Raw genomic sequence first — 15,164 nt, 5'->3', positions numbered from 1 at the left:
CGCGAGAGTGTGATGGTGCCCTATCTATGATCACCATAGTGATAGATTACGGTACGTCACAAGTCCAATGACCGCCCAGATTCGGGAGATCCGATGAGCGATGCCCCACGGCAGACGATCCGCCTCGACGGGAAGGTGGCGCTCGTCACGGGCGGCAACCGCGGTCTGGGCCGCGAGATGGCGCTTGGTTTCGCGCGGGCCGGCGCCGACATCGTGGTGGCGAGCCGGCACGAGGACGCCTGCGCGGAGTTCGCAGCAGCGCTGCGGGACGAGCTCGGCGTGCGGGCGATCGGCGTCGGGGTGCACGTGGGCCGCTGGGACACGTTGGACGGGTTCGTGGAGCGGGTCTACGGCGAGATGGGGTCGGTCGACGTCCTCGTCAACAACGCGGGCATGTCGCCGCTCTACGACTCGGTGGACTCGGTGAGCGAGGAGCTGTTCGACAAGGTGCTGGCCGTCAACCTCAAGGGGCCGTTCCGGTTGAGCGCCTTGGTCGGCACGCGGATGGCCGCCGGTGGCGGTGGCTCGATCATCAACATCTCCAGCGTCGGCGCGGTGCACCCCCGGCCGAACATCCTCCCGTATGCGGCGGCCAAGGCCGGTCTCAACGCCCTCACCGAGGGGCTGGCGCGCACCTTCGGACCGTCCGTGCGGGTGAACGCGATCATGGCCGGCACGTTCCTCACCGACGTCAGCAAGGCGTGGGACATGGAGGCGTTCGCCGAGCGGGCCAAAGGGTTCGCGCTGGGGCGGGGCGGTGAGCCGCACGAGATCGTCGGCGCGGCGCTCTACCTCGCCAGCGACCTGTCCAGCTACACGACCGGCTCGATCCTCACTGTCGACGGAGGCCAACCCTGACCGGTTCACGCGGAGCGGGACCCGGGCCTCAACAACTCAGACCTGTCTGACCAGTAGGCGTCGATCGGCCGACACGCCCGCAACTTCTCAGACATGTCCGAGTAGTGGCGGCCGCCGGGGTCGGGTTTCGAGTCGCCTCCCCCGCGGCCTCGACTGCCAGTCGAGCGGGTGTTGGCGCGGGCCGGCCGCCGGGGTTCTGAACGCCGTCCCGCCCGTCAGCCGAGGAGCTCGCGGAGGACCTCGTCGGTGTGCTCGCCGACCTTGGGCACGCCGTCGTAGGTCGGCCCCGCGTAGTCCTTGACGTGGAGCACCGGTCCGGGCGTGAGCACCCGTCCGAGCGCCTCGGAACCGGTCAGCTCGACCAGCGTCCGCACCTGGTAGTGCGGGTCCTCGACGATGTCGCTGGCGTCGTTGACCTGGCTGCAGACGACCTCGTGGTCGTCGAGGACCTTGAGGATCTCCGCGCGCGGCCGCTCCGCCACCCAGCCGGTGACCAGCGCCTGCAGCTCGTCGTTGTGCTGCATCCGCACCTCGTTGGTGGCGTACCGGGGGTTCTCGATCAGCTCCGGCTGGCCCATCGCGGCGAACAGCCGCTTCGCGATCCCCTGGTTGGACGCGGCGATCGACAGCCACTTACCGTCGGACGCCTGGTAGACGCCACGGGGCGACGCCGAGCCGGTGCCGTTGCCCACGCGGCCCTGGACGAACCCGGTCCCCGTGTAGTTCATGATCATGTCGCCGACGATGAACATCAGCGGCTCGTAGAGCGCCACGTCGACGTGGTCGCCCTGACCGGTGCGCTCCCGCCGGAACAGGGCCATCGCGGTCCCCATGGCCGCCGAGATCCCGGCGATCGAGTCAGCGAACCCGAACGGCGGTGACGTCGGGGGCGTCTCCGGCCAGCCGTTGATGTACGCGAACCCGCTGCCGGTCTCGGCCACCGTCCCGAACCCGGGCTTACCGGTGTTCGGCCCGTACTGCCCGAACCCGCTGACGCTGGTCATCACCAGCCCGGGGTGGTCGGCCGAGAGCGCGTCGTAGCTCATCCCCCACGCCGACATCCGCCCCGGCCGGAAGCTCTCGATGACGACGTCGACCGTGCCGATCAGCCGGCGCACCGTCGATCGGTCGACCTCACTGCGCAGGTCCAGTGCCACCGACCGCTTCCCGGAGTTGAGCCGCGCGAACCCGAACGACTGGCCGTTCTTCATCGGCGTCCACTGTCGGGCGTAGTCACCGGTGCCCGGGTCCTCGACCTTGATGACGTCGGCCCCGAAGTCGCGCAGCATCCGACCGCAGGTCGGCGCCGCATACATCGTGCCGAGCTCGAGGACCCGCACCCCGGCGAGCGGGCCGCGAGTGCGATCGGCCATCACACTCTCCACTGGATGTGCTTGACCTCGAGGTACTCGCGCATGCCCCACTCCCCCAGCTCGCGCCCGACACCCGACCGGCCGTAGCCGCCGAACGGCGCGTCCGGGCGCATCGCGCCGCCGCCGTTGATCCACACCGTGCCGGCTCGGATCTGCTGGGCGATGCGCCGGGCCTCGACCGGGTCGTTGCACCAGACGTTCGCGGCCAGCCCGTATGCGGTGTCGTTCGCCAGCCGGATGGCCTCCTCGGTGTCCTTGAACGGCAGGATCACCGCGACCGGACCGAAGATCTCCTGCTGGACCGCCCGGGCGTCGGCCGGGAGGTTGCCGAGCAGCACCGGGTTGACGAACCAGCCCTTCTCCGGCACCGGCTTGGTGACCTCGAGCAGCTTCCTACCGCCGGCGGCGACCGAGTCGTCGATGAAACCGAGGACCCGCGCCTTGTGGTCGGGGCGGATCATCGGGCCGACGTTGGTGGCCGGGTCCCAGGGGTCGCCGACCACCATCTGGTCGAAGGCGGAGGCGCCGGCCTCGAGGAACTCGTCGTACTTCGACTGGTGGACCAGTAGCCGGGCCAGGGCCGCGCAGCCCTGTCCGCCGTTGCGCGACCAGCGCAGGTGCATCTCGACGGCGATCTTCTGGACCTCGACGTCGGGCATCACCAGGCTGGGCGACTTGCCGCCGAGCTCGAGGGTGACCCCCACGAGGTTCTGCGCGGCCTGGGCCATGATCTTCGAGCCCACCGCGTCGGACCCGGTGAACGACACCCGGTCGACGCCGGGATGCGTGGTGAGCCGCTCCCCCACGTCCGGGCCGCCGATGACGACGTTCATGACGCCCGGCGGCAGCCCGGCCTCCTGGATGAGGTCGCCGAGCAGCAGCGTCGTCAGCGGGGTCCGCGGCGACGGCAACAACACCACCGTGCACCCGGCGGCCAGTGCGGCGCCGAACTTGAAGATCGCGAGGTTGAGCGGGTAGTTGTACCCGGTGATCGCCGCGACCACGCCGACCGGCTCGTAGACGACGTCGCTCTGCGTCGGGGCCGGCTTGTCATAGCCGCCGAGGTGGATCGTCCGGTCGACCTCGGCTGCGTCCGCCGCCCAGCGCAGGTGCTCCTGCACCGCCATCTTCACCTGGAGGTACTCGGCCAGGGAGACCGGCGTACCGACCTCGTTGACGATCGAGGGGAGCAGCCGGTCGGCGGCCGCCTCGAGGACGTCGGCGAACCGATGGATGTGCCGGGCGCGCTCCTCTCCGGAGAGCGCGGACCACATCGGGAACGCCGCGCGGGCGGCCATCACCGCCGCATCGACCTGGTCCGGCGAGGCCCCGCCGACGGTCGCGATGACCGCCTCGGTGGCCGGGTTGAACACGTCCCAGGTGTCGCCCTCGGGTTGCTCCATCTCACCGCCGATGAGCAGGGTCCGGGTCTCGGGAACCCAGTCGCGCCGGGGGTGCTGGGCGGTCGTGGTAGCGGTCATGAGTCCTGATCTCCTTGCGGCGAGGGCGTTTCGGGCTCGGTGGTCGGCCGTCTCGCCATGAGGCCGACCCGGACCATGTCGACGACGACCTCGTCGCGCTGGTTGATGCCGACGTGGTGGAACCAGACGATCCCCGAGTCGGTCCGGCTGGCCGACTCGCGCTTCTTGACGATCGTCGTCTCGCCGCGCAGCGTGTCGCCGTGGAAGACGGGGTGGGGGAACTTGATCGAGTCGTACCCAAGGTTGCCCAGCGTCGTGCCCATCGTCAGCTCGGGCACGTGGAAGGCACCGATGAGGGCGACCGTGAAGAGGCTGTTGACGACCCGCTGGCCGTGGATCGTCCCCTTGGAGAACTCCTCGTCGAGGTGCAGCGGCTGCACGTTCATGGTCAAGGAGGTGAACAGGACGTTGTCCATCTCGGTGACGGTGCGTGTGAGTGCATGCCGGTAGTGGGCGCCGACCTCGAACTCCTCGAAGTACAGCCCTCTGAACAGTCGCGACGTCTCGGTCACGGCGTCTCCTCCTCGGTCCCGCGCAGCCGGGCCGCACGCTCCAGCCACTCGACGGCCTTGTCGTAGTGGGCCTTGTCGATGTGCAGCCCGCGGTAGCGCAGGGCACCCGTGCCGGCGGCCGCAGCCTCCTCGTACGCGGCGACCATCCCCTCGTAAAACGCCACCGTCTCGGCCGACGGGGTGAATACCTCGTTGACCGTCGCGACGTGGCTGGGGTGGATCGCGATCATGCCGCGGAAGCCCAGCTGCCGGCCGCGGATGGCGAACTCCTTGAGCCCGCTGAGGTTCTCGAGGTCCTCCCACAGCCCGGTGAGCGCGTGGATGCCCGCCTCGCGGCAAGCGAGGAGCACTTGGCTGCGAAGGTACAGCGTCTCCAAGCCCTCGGGCGTCCACTCGTAGCCGACCGCTCGCGCAATGTCGGCGTGCTCCGCCGTCGGCCCGATCATCGCGCCGACCCGCGGCGACGCCGCGGCGATCTCGCGGGCGTTCTGGATCGCCTTGACCGTCTCGACGGGGACGATGTACTCCAGCCCGGTCACGCCGTTGCGTGTCTCGAAGTGGTCGAGCAGCGCGTCGTACTGGAGCACGTCGGTGGCCTGCTCGATCTTCGGCGCGAAGACGCCGTCGAGGCCCGGGACGACCACGGCCTCCAGGTCCGCTCCGGTGAGCTTGGTCGCGAGCGGGTTGACCCGGACCAGCAGGCCCACGTCGGAGTTGGTCTCGCGCACGCGGGCGATCGAGGCGGCCACCGTCTCCCGCGCAGCGGCCTTCTCCCCCAACGGAACGGAGTCCTCGAGGTCGAGCACGACGGCGTCCGCGCCGCTCGCGATCGCCTTGTCGACCCAGTGCGGCCGGTGGCCGGGGACGAAGAGGACGGATCGGTATGCCTGCATCAGTAGCTCCGTGGGAGACCCAGGACGTGCTCGCTCACGTAGTTCAGCACCATCTCCTGGCTGATCGGCGCGATCCGCATGAGCCGGGACTCGCGGAAGTACCGCTCGACGTGGAACTCCTTGCCGTAGCCGAACCCGCCGTGCACCTGCAACGCGACGTCGGCGGCGTAGAACCCCGCCTCGGCACAGAGCCACTTCGCGTAGTTGGCCTCGGCGCCGCAGGGCAGCCCCTGGTCGACCATCCACGTGGCCTTGTTCAGCACGGCCTCCGCCGCCTCGATCCGGATCTTGGCCTCGGCGAGCTGGAACGCGATCCCCTGGTTCTGGCCGATGGGCCGGCCGAAGACGACCCGTTCCTTCGCATACTGCGTGCCGCGCCGCAGCGCGGCCTTGCCGAGGCCGAGCGCCGCGTTCGCGGAGATGACCCGTTCGGCGTTGAGCCCGCCGAGGATGGCCTTGAACCCCCCGCCGACCTCGCCGACGACGTCCTCGTCGGCCACGAACAGGTCGTCGATGAACAGCTCGTTGGTGTCGACGGCGTTGCGGCCCATCTTGGGGATCGGCCGGATCGTCACGTGGTCGCGGTCCATCTCCGCGAACATCAGCGTCATCCCGGCGGTCCGCTTCGCGCCGGGCTCGCGCGGACTGGTGCGGCAGAGCAGCAGCATCCGCTCGGCCTCGAGCGCCTTGGTGATCCACACCTTCTTGCCGGTGACCCGCCAGCCGCCGTCGACCTTCTTGGCGAACGTCGAGATGTTGGTCGTGTCGGTGCCGGCGTCCGGCTCGGTCACCGCGAACGACGTGTGCAGCTCGCCGGTCACGACCCGGGGCAGGAAACGCTGCTTCAGGTCGTCCGAACCGTGGTGGATGATCGGCTCGAAACCGAAGATGCCGATGTGGACCGCGCTGCAGCCGCCCATGCCGGCGCCGGACGCGGAGATCTCCTGCTCGACGATGGCCGCCTCGGTGACGCCCAGGCCGCCCCCGCCGTACTCCTCCGGGATGGTCAGGCCGAGCCAGCCGCCCTTGGCCACCGCGTCGTAGAACTCCCAGGGAAACTCGTGGTTGGTGTCGTGCTCCATCCAGTACTCGTCCGGGAATGCCTTACACATCGTGCGGATGGCGTCGCGGATGTCCTCGTGGATCGGGTCCGGCGTGTAGTCGACCACCGTCGTCTCGCTCTCTGCTCCGGTATGCGCGTCGGCTCGCCTCAGCGGGCGACGACGGCGGCCCTGTCGTAGGTGTCGGTGGTGCGTCCCGCGTCGCGCAGGACCGACTTGCGGACCTTCTCGGACGGGGTCTTCGGGAGGGCGTCGACGATGCGGAGGAACCGCGGGATGGCGAACGCGGGGATCTTGCCGTCACACCACTTCAGGACGTCCTCGGGGTCGACCGGCTCGCTGACGACGACCACCGCGAGGACCTCGTCCTCACCGGCCTCCTGGTCGGCCGGGATGCCGAGGACCGCGCACTCGGTCACGGCCGGGTGCTGGAGGACGGCCTGCTCGACCTCGTAGGAGCTGATGTTCTCGCCCCGCCGGCGCAGGGCGTCCTTGTAGCGGTCGACGAAGTAGAACCAGCCGTCCTCGTCACGGCGCAGCGCGTCGCCGGTGTGGAACCAGAGGTTCCGCCAGGCCTCGAGGGTCTTCTCGGGCATGTTGTAGTAGCCGTTGCTGCAGGTCCACGGGTGAACCGGGCGGACCACGAGCTCGCCGACCTGGCCGACCGGGACCTCGCGGTCGGTCTCGGGGTCGACCAGCCGGATGTCGAACCACTCGGCGTTCTGCAGTCCGGCGGCGCCCGCGGGCCGCGGCACCCCGTAGGGCGACATGATCGGCGCGCAGGTCTCGGTGAGACCGAACGCGTCGAGGAACGCCTCGATCCCGTACCGCTCCTTGAACTGGTCGACGATGGTGCTCGCCGTCGGCGCCGCATACACGGCCCGGAGCGTGTTGTCCCGGTCGTTGTCGCGCGGCGCCTGCTTCCAGGCGAAGTCCATCATCACACCGACGAAGTTGGTGACGGTGACGCCGGAGTCGCGCACGTGGTCGATCCACCGGCTGGCGCTGAACTTGCGGCGGATCACCGCACGACCACCGGCGACGATCACCGGGTAGACGGCCATGAACGTCGCGTTGCCGTGGAACAGCGGCGTGGTCGTGAGGTAGACGTCGTCGGGGGTGAGCCGCGTGAGGCTGACGACGATCTGAGCGAAGAAGTACAGCTGCGAGAAGGGCATCGCGACGCCCTTGGACGGGCCGGTCGTGCCGGACGTGTAGAAGATCGCGCCGAGGTCCTGGGGCTTCGGCGTCGGCAGCGGGTCGATGTCGCCGCGCTCGAGCTCCTCCCAGGCGTCGGCCGCCCAGCCATTCTCCCGGAGCAGCGCGACCGCCTTGTCGCGAATCCCACCGCCGGTGTCGATGACCCAGAACCGTTCGACCATCCGGGCGTGCTCGGCGACGGCGACCCACCGCTCGGCCTGCACGTCGTCGATGACGGCGTACCGGGCCTGGGCGACAACCAGCTGGTGGCGCAGGAACTCGCCCTCGTAGTTCGTGTTGATCGGCACCTCGACGAGGCCGCCGACCGCGGTCCCCCACCAGGTGCGGACGAAGTGGGACGAGTTCTGGGCCATGAGGACCACGCGGTCACCCTGAGCCGCACCCGCTCGGTAGAGCGCCGAGGCCACGTGCTCGGCGGCGGTGAGCGCCTCGCTGTAGGTGTAGGTCACGTTCTCGTCGGGGAAGTCCAGGCACATCGCGTCCGGCCGCTCGGCCACGTGGTGGCGCAGCACATGGTTGAGCGTCCACGTCTCCGGGTCGGGAAAGGCCGGGACGAGGTCGGTGTAGACGAGGGGTCCGGCCGTCACGTCGCAGCCCCCGCGGCGGTGGGGTCGAGCAGGGCCTCGTCGATGTCCTGTCGTGGCGTGATCGCGGTGATCGCCGGGACGACGGCGCGGCCGAGCCGGTCGAGGGTCGCGATGGTCTCGTCGGCCGTCATCGTCGGCCACTGCGGGCGCAGCAGCAGCGGGTCGACCGGCAGCGCGGTGACGAGGTCGACCAGCTGGGCGACGACCTCGTCGGGGGTGCCAATGACGGCGTGCCCGGCGACGGCCTTGGCGAACTCGTTCTCGAGGTCGGCGTCCTTCATGACGTCGAGGCCCTTGGCCGCGTAGGTGAGGTAGCGGCCCTGGGCGACCCGCGCATACTCGACCATCGCCTCCTCGCGGGTGTCGGCGACGAGGCAGTTGCGGCGCAGCGGCTGCGGCCCGAAGGTCTTGCCGCGGGCCTCGAAGCCGTCGCGGACGATCGCGTAGCGGCGCGCGACCTCGTCCTTCGGCGTCTCCGGCGGGCAGGCGTACGCGTCGCCGTACTTCGCCGCGCGGCGCACGCCGGGGATGGCGTGGGCACCGATCCAGATCGGCGGGTGCGGCTTCTGCACGGGGAACAGGTGCGGGTGGACGTCGTCGAGCGTCCAGTACTTCCCGTGGAAGGTGACGGTCTCCTCGGTCCAGAGCCGGGTCATCAGCTCCAGCGACTCGTCGAACCGGCCCGCGCGCTCCTTGTAGGGGACGCCGAGGTAGTCGAACTCCTCCGGGCGGTACCCCAGGCCGGCCCCGAAGACCAGGCGGCCCTCGGTGACGACGTCAAGCGTCGCGATCTCCTCGGCCAGCATCACCGGGTGGTAGAGCGGGGCGATGAGGATCTGGGTGACCAGCCGGATGTGCGGGTCGACCTCGGCGGCGAGCCGGGCGAGGAGCGGCACCGGCTGGAGCCAGCGCAGGTCGCCGTAGAGGAAGTGCTGCCCGATCGCGATGTAGGTGAACCCGTTTCGCTGCGCCGCCTCGACGATCCGCAGCACGTCGCGGAACTGGTCGCTGGGCGAGACCGACCGCGGGACGTCGCTGAGCAGCAGTCCGACCTGCACCATGCCTGACCTTCTCTCTCGTTCGTTTGCGCAGTTCTGATGGGCCCTAGGCCTGCGCGGGAAGTCCGCCGACCGCCCACCCGCCGTCGACGGGGAGGACGACGCCGGTGACGTAGCTGGCCCTCGGCGAGGCGAGGTAGATGACCGCGTCGGCGATCTCGGAGGGATCGGCGATGCGGCCCATGGGGATCCGGGTGAGGTAGCCGTCCATGGAGATCCGGCCGCTGGCGACCATGGACTGCTGCATCTCCGTGGCCACGGTTCCCGGGGCCACCGCGTTGACCCGGATGCCGAACGGGGCCCACTCGACGGCCAGCGCCCGCACCAGGCCGTCGACGCCCGACTTCGAGGCGCAGTAGGCGGCGCGGGCGCCGAAGCCCTGGGAGGCGCAGATCGAGGAGACCATGACGATGCTCGATCCGGGCTGCAGATGGGGATAGGCCGTCTTGGCGCCGAGGAAGGCGGCGCGCAGGTTGACGCCGAGGATCCGGTCCCACTGCTCGACCGGGTAGTCGGCGGTCTCCCCCGGCGCCGTGACCCCGGCGTTGAGGACCAACGTGGCGAGGCCGCCGCCAGCTGCCGCGGCCGTCCGGAAGGCGGCTTCGAGGACGGCCGGGTCGGCAACGTCACCCACCAGACCGGCGTGACCCGGACCGAGCTCGTCCATCGTGGCCTCGACCGAGACGTCCAGGTCGACGCCCACGACGACGGCACCGTCACGGGCGAACCCCGCGGCGATGGCTTTGCCGAGCCCCCGTGCGGCGCCGGTGACGACAACGCCGTTCGGGCGCGGTGCGGGTTCTGTTCCCTGGGGTACGTCCACCGTGGACACCTGCGTCATCGGCCACCTCCTAGCGCGTTCTGCGACGGTAACACCAACATCGAGTTCCTGACAATGATGCGCCTAGATTATGCCTCAGGCGTCGAGCCGACGTACGTGTAGCTACCGGCCGAGCCGGGGAGCATGAGGACGCGCTCGGCGACGATCTTCTTGTGGGCCAGCAGGTGCTCGTCGCCGTCGACCACGTGGACGTCGTCGTAGTAGCCGATGATGACCTTCGTCTCGGCGTCGGTCAGCAGCTTGGCCTCGAAGTACGCGTGCGTCGTCACCGTGCCGTCGGCCGCCTCCGGCCGGGCGGTGATGTTGGTGATGACGTGCTTGCAGACGGGGACCTTCAGGGCGTTGTGCGCGCGGTAGACGTCGAGGAACGCCTCGATCCCCTCGGCGGGGTCGCCGCCGCCGCGGCTGACCTTGACGTCGGGCGTGGCCAGGGCGCGAAGCTCCTCGAGGTCGCCCTCGTCGACCGCGCGGGCGTAGCGGTAGTAGAGCCGTTCGGCGCGAGCGGTGGTCGTCGCGACGTCGGTGCTGGTGGTGGGTGTGGCAGTCATCTCGCGGTCAGTCCTCCATCAATGGGAATCGTCGTGCCGGTGACGAACCCGGCGTCGTCACTGGACAGAAAGGCGACCACGCCGGCGATCTCGTCGGGCGTGGCCGGCCGGCCCAGGGGCACCAGGCCGATGAACCCGGCCATGAGGTCGGCGATGTCGGCGCCGGGCTCGCGGCCGAAGAAGGTGGGCAGCATCGGGGTGTCCACCGGCCCCGGGCAGATCACGTTCACCCGGATGCCCTCGGGGCCGCCGACCAGGGCCAGCGCCCGCGTGAAGGACGTGAGGGCGCCCTTGGTCAGCGAGTAGAGGGGACTGAACGGCGAACCCACGAGCGCGGCGGTCGAAGCGGTGAAGGTCACGGAGCCCTTGCCCTCGGACCGGCGCAGCAGCTCCCAGCCGAGCGTTGCCCCGTAGAAGGCGGTCTTGACGTTGACGTCGATGGCCCGCCGGAAGTCGTCCTCGGCGACGTCGAGACCCCCGGCGCCAGGCATACCGACCTGGTTGTGGAGTATGTGAAGGCGACCGTGGTCGGCCTCGATGGTGGCGAAGAAGCCCCTGAGCGCTGCAGTGTCAGTGGCGTCCAGCTGGTGCCAGGAGGCGCTGTCTCCCGCGGTCGTCACGGCGTCGGCGACGGCGACGGCGGCATCCTCCGACAGGTCGGCGACGTGGACGTGCGCGCCCTCGTCGGCCAGCCGGAGCGCGATCGCACGACCCATGCCCGAGCCGCCCCCGATCACCGCGGCGACTCGGCCCTCGAGCCGGCGGGTCACGCGAGCTCCCGAGTGCGGTTCGAGGGCACGCGTTCGGTGATGGGCGAGAAGAACCCCACGAGGAACGGGTCGGGCTGCAGCGTGTCCGACACGGATACCACTGGCGCGCGTCCAGCCGCCGTAGCCTCCGCGCGTTCCGCCCGCTGCCAGGTGAACTGGGCGTACGCGGTGTCCAGCTCGTCCTCCGGGATCTCGTAGATCGCGAGGTACCGGTAGGGACAGGGCGGCGCGCCGTCGAGGTCGGCCTGCCGGAATCGTTGCGCCGCAACGAAACCGTCGAGCCTGTCGATGGTCTCGATCATGTGGACGTCGCTGTACCAGCGGTTGAACGGCTCGTCCTGGCCGGGCTTGGCGTTGCTGAGGACGACCATGAGGTGGGCGCTCACGTCGCGGCCCCACCGCGGCCGTTGCCGGGCATCTTGCGGGAGTCGTGGCTCACCGCGATGGCGACGGGTCGCACCTCGATGACGAGGCGCTTCGGACTGTCGAGTAGCCGTGCGAACGCTGCGGGGTCGGCCGGCTGCATTCGCGACGTGAACTTCGGGAGGAACCACTCGAGGGTGGCCCGGTCACGGTGAACGGTGGCGACCCCGCGGACCGCCAACATCTGGCGTCCCGGACTTCCCGTACCAGCATTGGTCACCACCAGCGTCACGCGCGGTTCGCCGGCCAGCGCCTTCACGTGGGCGCGCCCCTCGACCGCAGTGAGCCAGAACGCGCCGTCGGCCCGGACGAAGCTCATGATGACGCCGCTCGGCCAGCCCTCGGCGTTGGAGAACACGAACGTGCACTCGGTCTGAGCGACGAACAGCTCGTCCTGCTCCGACAGGTCGAGCTTCAGCGTCTGCAGGGCCTCCAGGTCGTCGATGCCGATCCTGCCCACCTTTGTCCTCCTCGTCGCCGGTCCAAACCATGATATTCGTAGTCATGGTTAGGCCGTCAAGCGTGTAACCTATCCATGATCATTGATCGGACTTCTCCCGGGAGGCCGCCCGTGCCCAGCGCAGTCATCGTCGACGCCGTCCGCTCCCCCATGGGACGCGGCAAACCGGGCGGTGCCCTGTCCGGGCTGCACCCGGCCGACCTGCTCGCTCAGGTCCTCACGGCCCTCGTCGAACGCACCGGGATCGACCCGGGCACCGTCGAGGACGTCATGATCGGCTGCGTCGGCCAGGCCGGTGAGCAGTCCGCGACGCCGGGTCGGCAGGCGTGGCTCTCCGCCGGGTTCCCCGTCCACGTGCCGTCGGTGACCATCGAGCGGAAGTGCGGATCCGGCCAGCAGGCTGTCGAGTTCGCGGCCCACGGGATCATCGCCGGCGCCTACGACATCGTCATCGCGGGCGGCGTCGAGTCGATGAGCCGGGTCCCGATGGGGTCCGCGCGGATGGGGGCCGACCCGTGGGGCGCCGGGGTCGCTGAGCGGTTTCCGGGTCTCGTCCCGCAGGGGGTCTCCGCGGAGCTCGTCGCCGACAAGTGGGGCCTCTCCCGCGTCCAGCTCGACGAGTATGCGGCGCGCTCGCACGCGCGGGCGGCGGCGGTCGCGCGGTCCGGTGGGTTCGACGACGAGCTCGCGACGGTGACGGTCGAGGGGACCAAGGTCGAGGCCGACGAGTCGATCCGGCCGGACACCACGGTCGAGCGGCTGGCCGGGCTGAAGGCGGTCTTCGGAACCCCGGAGATGGCCGAGCGCTTCCCCGAGATCGAGTGGAAGGTGACGGCCGGCAACTCGTCGCAGATCACCGACGGGGCGGCGGCGCTGCTGCTGATGAGCGAGGAGATGGCGGCCAGGCTGGGGCTGCGGCCCCGGGCCCGGATCCACGCGTCGAGCGTGGTCGGGGACGATCCGCTCCTGATGCTCACCGGTCCGATCCCCGCCACCCACAAGGTGCTGGCCCGTGCCGGGCTCTCCCTGAGCGACATCGACGCGGTCGAGGTGAACGAGGCCTTCGCGTCGGTGCCGCTGGCGTGGCAGGCCGAGTTCCCGGTGGCCGACGCGATCCTGAACCCGCGGGGCGGCGCCGTCGCCCTCGGGCACCCCTTGGGTGCCTCTGGGGCTCGCATCATGACGACGCTGCTCAACCATCTGGAGCAGACCGGCGGACGCTACGGGCTGCAGACCATGTGCGAGGCCGGCGGGATGGCCAACGCGACGATCGTGGAGAGGCTCGGCTGATGGACCTGACCAACAGCTCCGCTGTCGTGACCGGCGGTGCGTCCGGCCTCGGGCTGGCGACCGTCGAGGCGCTGGTGGCTCGCGGCGTCGCCGTGACGATCGTCGACCTCCCCCAGTCGCCCGGCAAGGACGTGGCGTCGCGGTTGGGCGATCTCGTCACCTTCGGGCCGGCGGACGTTCGCGACGCCGCTGCTGTCGACGCGGCGCTGGACCTGGCCGTCGGGCGGGCGCCTCTGCGGACGTTGGTGCACTGCGCCGGTCGGGGCGGGACGGTGCGGCTCGTGAACCGGGACGGGACGCCCGGCGACTACGACCTCTACCGCGAGATCGTCGACATCAACCTCGTGGGGACGTTCAACGTGCTGCGGCTCGCGGCGACGCGAATGTCCGTGAACGAGCCGGCCGACGGTGAGCGCGGCGTCTGCGTGCTCACCGCGTCGGTGGCCGCGTGGGAGGGGCAGATCGGCCAGATCCCCTACGCGTCGGCCAAGGCCGGGGTCGTCGGGATGACACTCGTGGCCGCGCGGGACCTCTCGAGGGCGCTGATCCGGGTGTGCTCGATCGCACCCGGAGTCTTCGACACGCCGATCCTCAGCCGGTTCTCGGACGAGATCAAGCAAGGCCTGGCCGCCCAGGTGCCGCACCCCGCTCGTCTGGGACAGCCGGCGGAGTTCGCCTCGACCGCCATGCACATCGTCGACAACCCGATGCTCAACGGCGAGACGATCCGGCTCGACGGGGCGATTCGGATGGCGCCGCGGTGAGCGGTCCCGTCAGCACCCGCGTCGAGTCGGGCGTCCTGGTCGTGACCATCGAGCGCCCGGAGGCGCGCAACGCGATCAACACGGTGACCGCCGAGGCGATCGGGGCGGCCATGGACCGGCTCGACTCCGAGACCGCCCTGGTGGCCGGGGTCATCACCGGCGCCGGCGGGACGTTCTGCGCGGGGATGGACCTCAAGGCGTTCCTCGCCGGCGAGCGTCCGTCGATCCCCGGCCGCGGCTTCGCCGGGGTCGTCGAGGGACCGCCGGAGAAGCCACTCATCGCGGCGGTCGAGGGGTATGCCTTGGCCGGCGGGTTCGAGATCGCGCTCGCCTGCGACATGGTGGTCGCCGCCGAGAACGCGCGGTTCGGCCTGCCGGAGGTGAAGCGCGGCCTGGTCGCCGCCGGCGGCGGGCTGATGCGGCTGCTGCAGAAGGTCCCGCCCGGGATCGCCCAGGAGTGGGCCCTGACCGGCGACCTCGTCGACGCCCGACGGGCATACGAGGTGGGGCTGGTCAACCGGCTGACACCGCCCGGCGAGGCGCTGCCCGCGGCGCTGGAGCTCGCGGCGACGATCGCGGCCAACGGTCCGCTGGCGGTCCGCGCGACGACGCGGATCCTGCGCGAGGCGCCCGAGTGGCCAGCGGCGCAGATGTTCGACCTCCAGCGCCAGATCAGCGAACCGGTCCGCGCCTCCGAGGACGCCCGGGAGGGCGCGACCGCCTTCAAGGAGAAGCGCGCCCCCCAGTGGCGTGGCGTCTGACCGGTTCCTGCTCTGAACCGCACTGAATTGCGGCTCGCGACACCACGAACCACTGCCGCCCGGGCCCGTCGGTACCGCAACGACTCGGACATGTCTGAGTAGTTGTCAGCAGATTCGCCAGCTCGGCCGCTTCTTGTCCGCCATGTCCGAGTTGTTGCTGCCGTACCGGCCTGGGCCTAGCGGCGCGTCGGATACCCGGTCAGGTACCCGACAGCGTTGCGGCAACGACCATCCGGGTTACCCGACCTGGATCCGACCATGGC

General features: G+C 70.3%; 16 protein-coding genes. 4 read left to right on the top strand and 12 right to left on the bottom strand.

Annotated features, from left to right (window positions below; translation table 11 throughout):
- The first annotated feature begins 93 nt into the window (after window positions 1-93).
- Window positions 94-858 carry an SDR family oxidoreductase gene (locus VIG79_RS18765; RefSeq protein WP_331888434.1) on the top strand — a complete coding sequence of 255 codons (765 nt, stop codon included), beginning with the start codon at window positions 94-96 and terminating at the stop codon, window positions 856-858.
- Between the two features lie 215 nt (window positions 859-1,073).
- Here the strand turns inward: VIG79_RS18765 and VIG79_RS18760 are convergent, their stop codons facing one another.
- The 12 genes from VIG79_RS18760 to VIG79_RS18705 all read right to left on the bottom strand — a co-directional run bounded on the left by VIG79_RS18760 (window position 1,074) and on the right by VIG79_RS18705 (window position 12,086).
- A complete protein-coding gene (locus tag VIG79_RS18760; protein WP_331888432.1) occupies window positions 1,074-2,231 on the bottom strand; it encodes a CoA transferase in 1,158 nt (385 codons plus the stop codon).
- Window positions 2,231-3,712, bottom strand: a complete 1,482-nt coding sequence (locus VIG79_RS18755; RefSeq protein ID WP_331888430.1) for an aldehyde dehydrogenase family protein — start codon at window positions 3,710-3,712, stop codon at window positions 2,231-2,233. The genes VIG79_RS18760 and VIG79_RS18755 overlap by 1 nt, the downstream gene beginning before the upstream one ends.
- A complete protein-coding gene (locus VIG79_RS18750; protein WP_331888428.1) occupies window positions 3,709-4,224 on the bottom strand; it encodes a MaoC family dehydratase in 516 nt (171 codons plus the stop codon). Before VIG79_RS18750 ends, VIG79_RS18755 begins: the two co-directional genes overlap by 4 nt.
- Entirely contained in the window at window positions 4,221-5,117 is an 897-nt protein-coding gene (locus VIG79_RS18745) for a CoA ester lyase (protein ID WP_331888426.1), read from the bottom strand. Before VIG79_RS18745 ends, VIG79_RS18750 begins: the two co-directional genes overlap by 4 nt.
- The gene (locus tag VIG79_RS18740) at window positions 5,117-6,286 is read right to left on the bottom strand and encodes an acyl-CoA dehydrogenase family protein (RefSeq protein WP_331888424.1); all 1,170 of its coding nucleotides are present in this window, start codon (window positions 6,284-6,286) and stop codon (window positions 5,117-5,119) included. The genes VIG79_RS18745 and VIG79_RS18740 overlap by 1 nt, the downstream gene beginning before the upstream one ends.
- 41 nt (window positions 6,287-6,327) lie before the next feature.
- A complete protein-coding gene (locus VIG79_RS18735) occupies window positions 6,328-7,986 on the bottom strand; it encodes an AMP-binding protein (protein ID WP_331888422.1) in 1,659 nt (552 codons plus the stop codon).
- Window positions 7,983-9,047, bottom strand: coding sequence for an LLM class flavin-dependent oxidoreductase (locus tag VIG79_RS18730; RefSeq protein ID WP_331888420.1), 1,065 nt, complete (start codon window positions 9,045-9,047; stop codon window positions 7,983-7,985). The genes VIG79_RS18735 and VIG79_RS18730 overlap by 4 nt, the downstream gene beginning before the upstream one ends.
- Window positions 9,048-9,090: 43 nt before the next feature.
- Window positions 9,091-9,885 (bottom strand): SDR family NAD(P)-dependent oxidoreductase, encoded by a 795-nt coding sequence (locus VIG79_RS18725; protein ID WP_331888418.1) that lies wholly within the window; start codon window positions 9,883-9,885, stop codon window positions 9,091-9,093.
- A gap of 68 nt (window positions 9,886-9,953) precedes the next feature.
- The gene (locus VIG79_RS18720) at window positions 9,954-10,433 is read right to left on the bottom strand and encodes a nuclear transport factor 2 family protein (protein ID WP_331888416.1); all 480 of its coding nucleotides are present in this window, start codon (window positions 10,431-10,433) and stop codon (window positions 9,954-9,956) included.
- A complete protein-coding gene (locus VIG79_RS18715; RefSeq protein WP_331888414.1) occupies window positions 10,430-11,203 on the bottom strand; it encodes an SDR family NAD(P)-dependent oxidoreductase in 774 nt (257 codons plus the stop codon). The genes VIG79_RS18720 and VIG79_RS18715 overlap by 4 nt, the downstream gene beginning before the upstream one ends.
- On the bottom strand, window positions 11,200-11,589 hold the full coding sequence (locus VIG79_RS18710; protein WP_331888412.1) for a hypothetical protein: 390 nt from the start codon (window positions 11,587-11,589) through the stop codon (window positions 11,200-11,202). The genes VIG79_RS18715 and VIG79_RS18710 overlap by 4 nt, the downstream gene beginning before the upstream one ends.
- Window positions 11,586-12,086, bottom strand: coding sequence for a pyridoxamine 5'-phosphate oxidase family protein (locus tag VIG79_RS18705; RefSeq protein ID WP_331888410.1), 501 nt, complete (start codon window positions 12,084-12,086; stop codon window positions 11,586-11,588). Before VIG79_RS18705 ends, VIG79_RS18710 begins: the two co-directional genes overlap by 4 nt.
- 111 nt (window positions 12,087-12,197) lie before the next feature.
- Here VIG79_RS18705 and VIG79_RS18700 point away from each other — a divergent pair, with 111 nt between their 5' ends.
- Genes VIG79_RS18700 through VIG79_RS18690 form a run of 3 tightly spaced genes read left to right on the top strand, consistent with a single transcriptional unit; the run spans window position 12,198 to window position 14,901 of the window.
- Complete coding sequence (locus tag VIG79_RS18700) at window positions 12,198-13,376, top strand: thiolase family protein (RefSeq protein WP_331888408.1); 1,179 nt, start codon at window positions 12,198-12,200, stop codon at window positions 13,374-13,376.
- Entirely contained in the window at window positions 13,376-14,140 is a 765-nt protein-coding gene (locus VIG79_RS18695) for an SDR family NAD(P)-dependent oxidoreductase (RefSeq protein ID WP_331888406.1), read from the top strand. Before VIG79_RS18700 ends, VIG79_RS18695 begins: the two co-directional genes overlap by 1 nt.
- A complete protein-coding gene (locus VIG79_RS18690) occupies window positions 14,137-14,901 on the top strand; it encodes a crotonase/enoyl-CoA hydratase family protein (protein WP_331888404.1) in 765 nt (254 codons plus the stop codon). The genes VIG79_RS18695 and VIG79_RS18690 overlap by 4 nt, the downstream gene beginning before the upstream one ends.
- Window positions 14,902-15,164: the final 263 nt, after the last annotated feature.

It is taken from the genome of Lapillicoccus sp., assembly GCF_036559105.1.
Classification (GTDB): Bacteria; Actinomycetota; Actinomycetes; order Actinomycetales; family Dermatophilaceae; genus Lapillicoccus.
The sequence above is the reverse complement of the archived record's forward strand: the minus strand, read 5'-3'. Positions and strand labels throughout refer to the sequence as shown.

Bases quoted from the DNA above. Each gene is read 5' to 3' on its own strand.
- VIG79_RS18720 (WP_331888416.1), bottom strand. From the start codon at position 10,433: ATGACTGCCACACCCACCACCAGCACCGACGTCGCGACGACCACCGCT.
- VIG79_RS18765 (WP_331888434.1), top strand. From the start codon at position 94: ATGAGCGATGCCCCACGGCAGACGATCCGCCTCGACGGGAAGGTGGCG.
- VIG79_RS18725 (WP_331888418.1), bottom strand. From the start codon at position 9,885: ATGACGCAGGTGTCCACGGTGGACGTACCCCAGGGAACAGAACCCGCA.
- VIG79_RS18745 (WP_331888426.1), bottom strand. From the start codon at position 5,117: ATGCAGGCATACCGATCCGTCCTCTTCGTCCCCGGCCACCGGCCGCAC.
- VIG79_RS18730 (WP_331888420.1), bottom strand. From the start codon at position 9,047: ATGGTGCAGGTCGGACTGCTGCTCAGCGACGTCCCGCGGTCGGTCTCG.
- VIG79_RS18760 (WP_331888432.1), bottom strand. From the start codon at position 2,231: ATGGCCGATCGCACTCGCGGCCCGCTCGCCGGGGTGCGGGTCCTCGAG.
- VIG79_RS18695 (WP_331888406.1), top strand. From the start codon at position 13,376: ATGGACCTGACCAACAGCTCCGCTGTCGTGACCGGCGGTGCGTCCGGC.
- VIG79_RS18755 (WP_331888430.1), bottom strand. From the start codon at position 3,712: ATGACCGCTACCACGACCGCCCAGCACCCCCGGCGCGACTGGGTTCCC.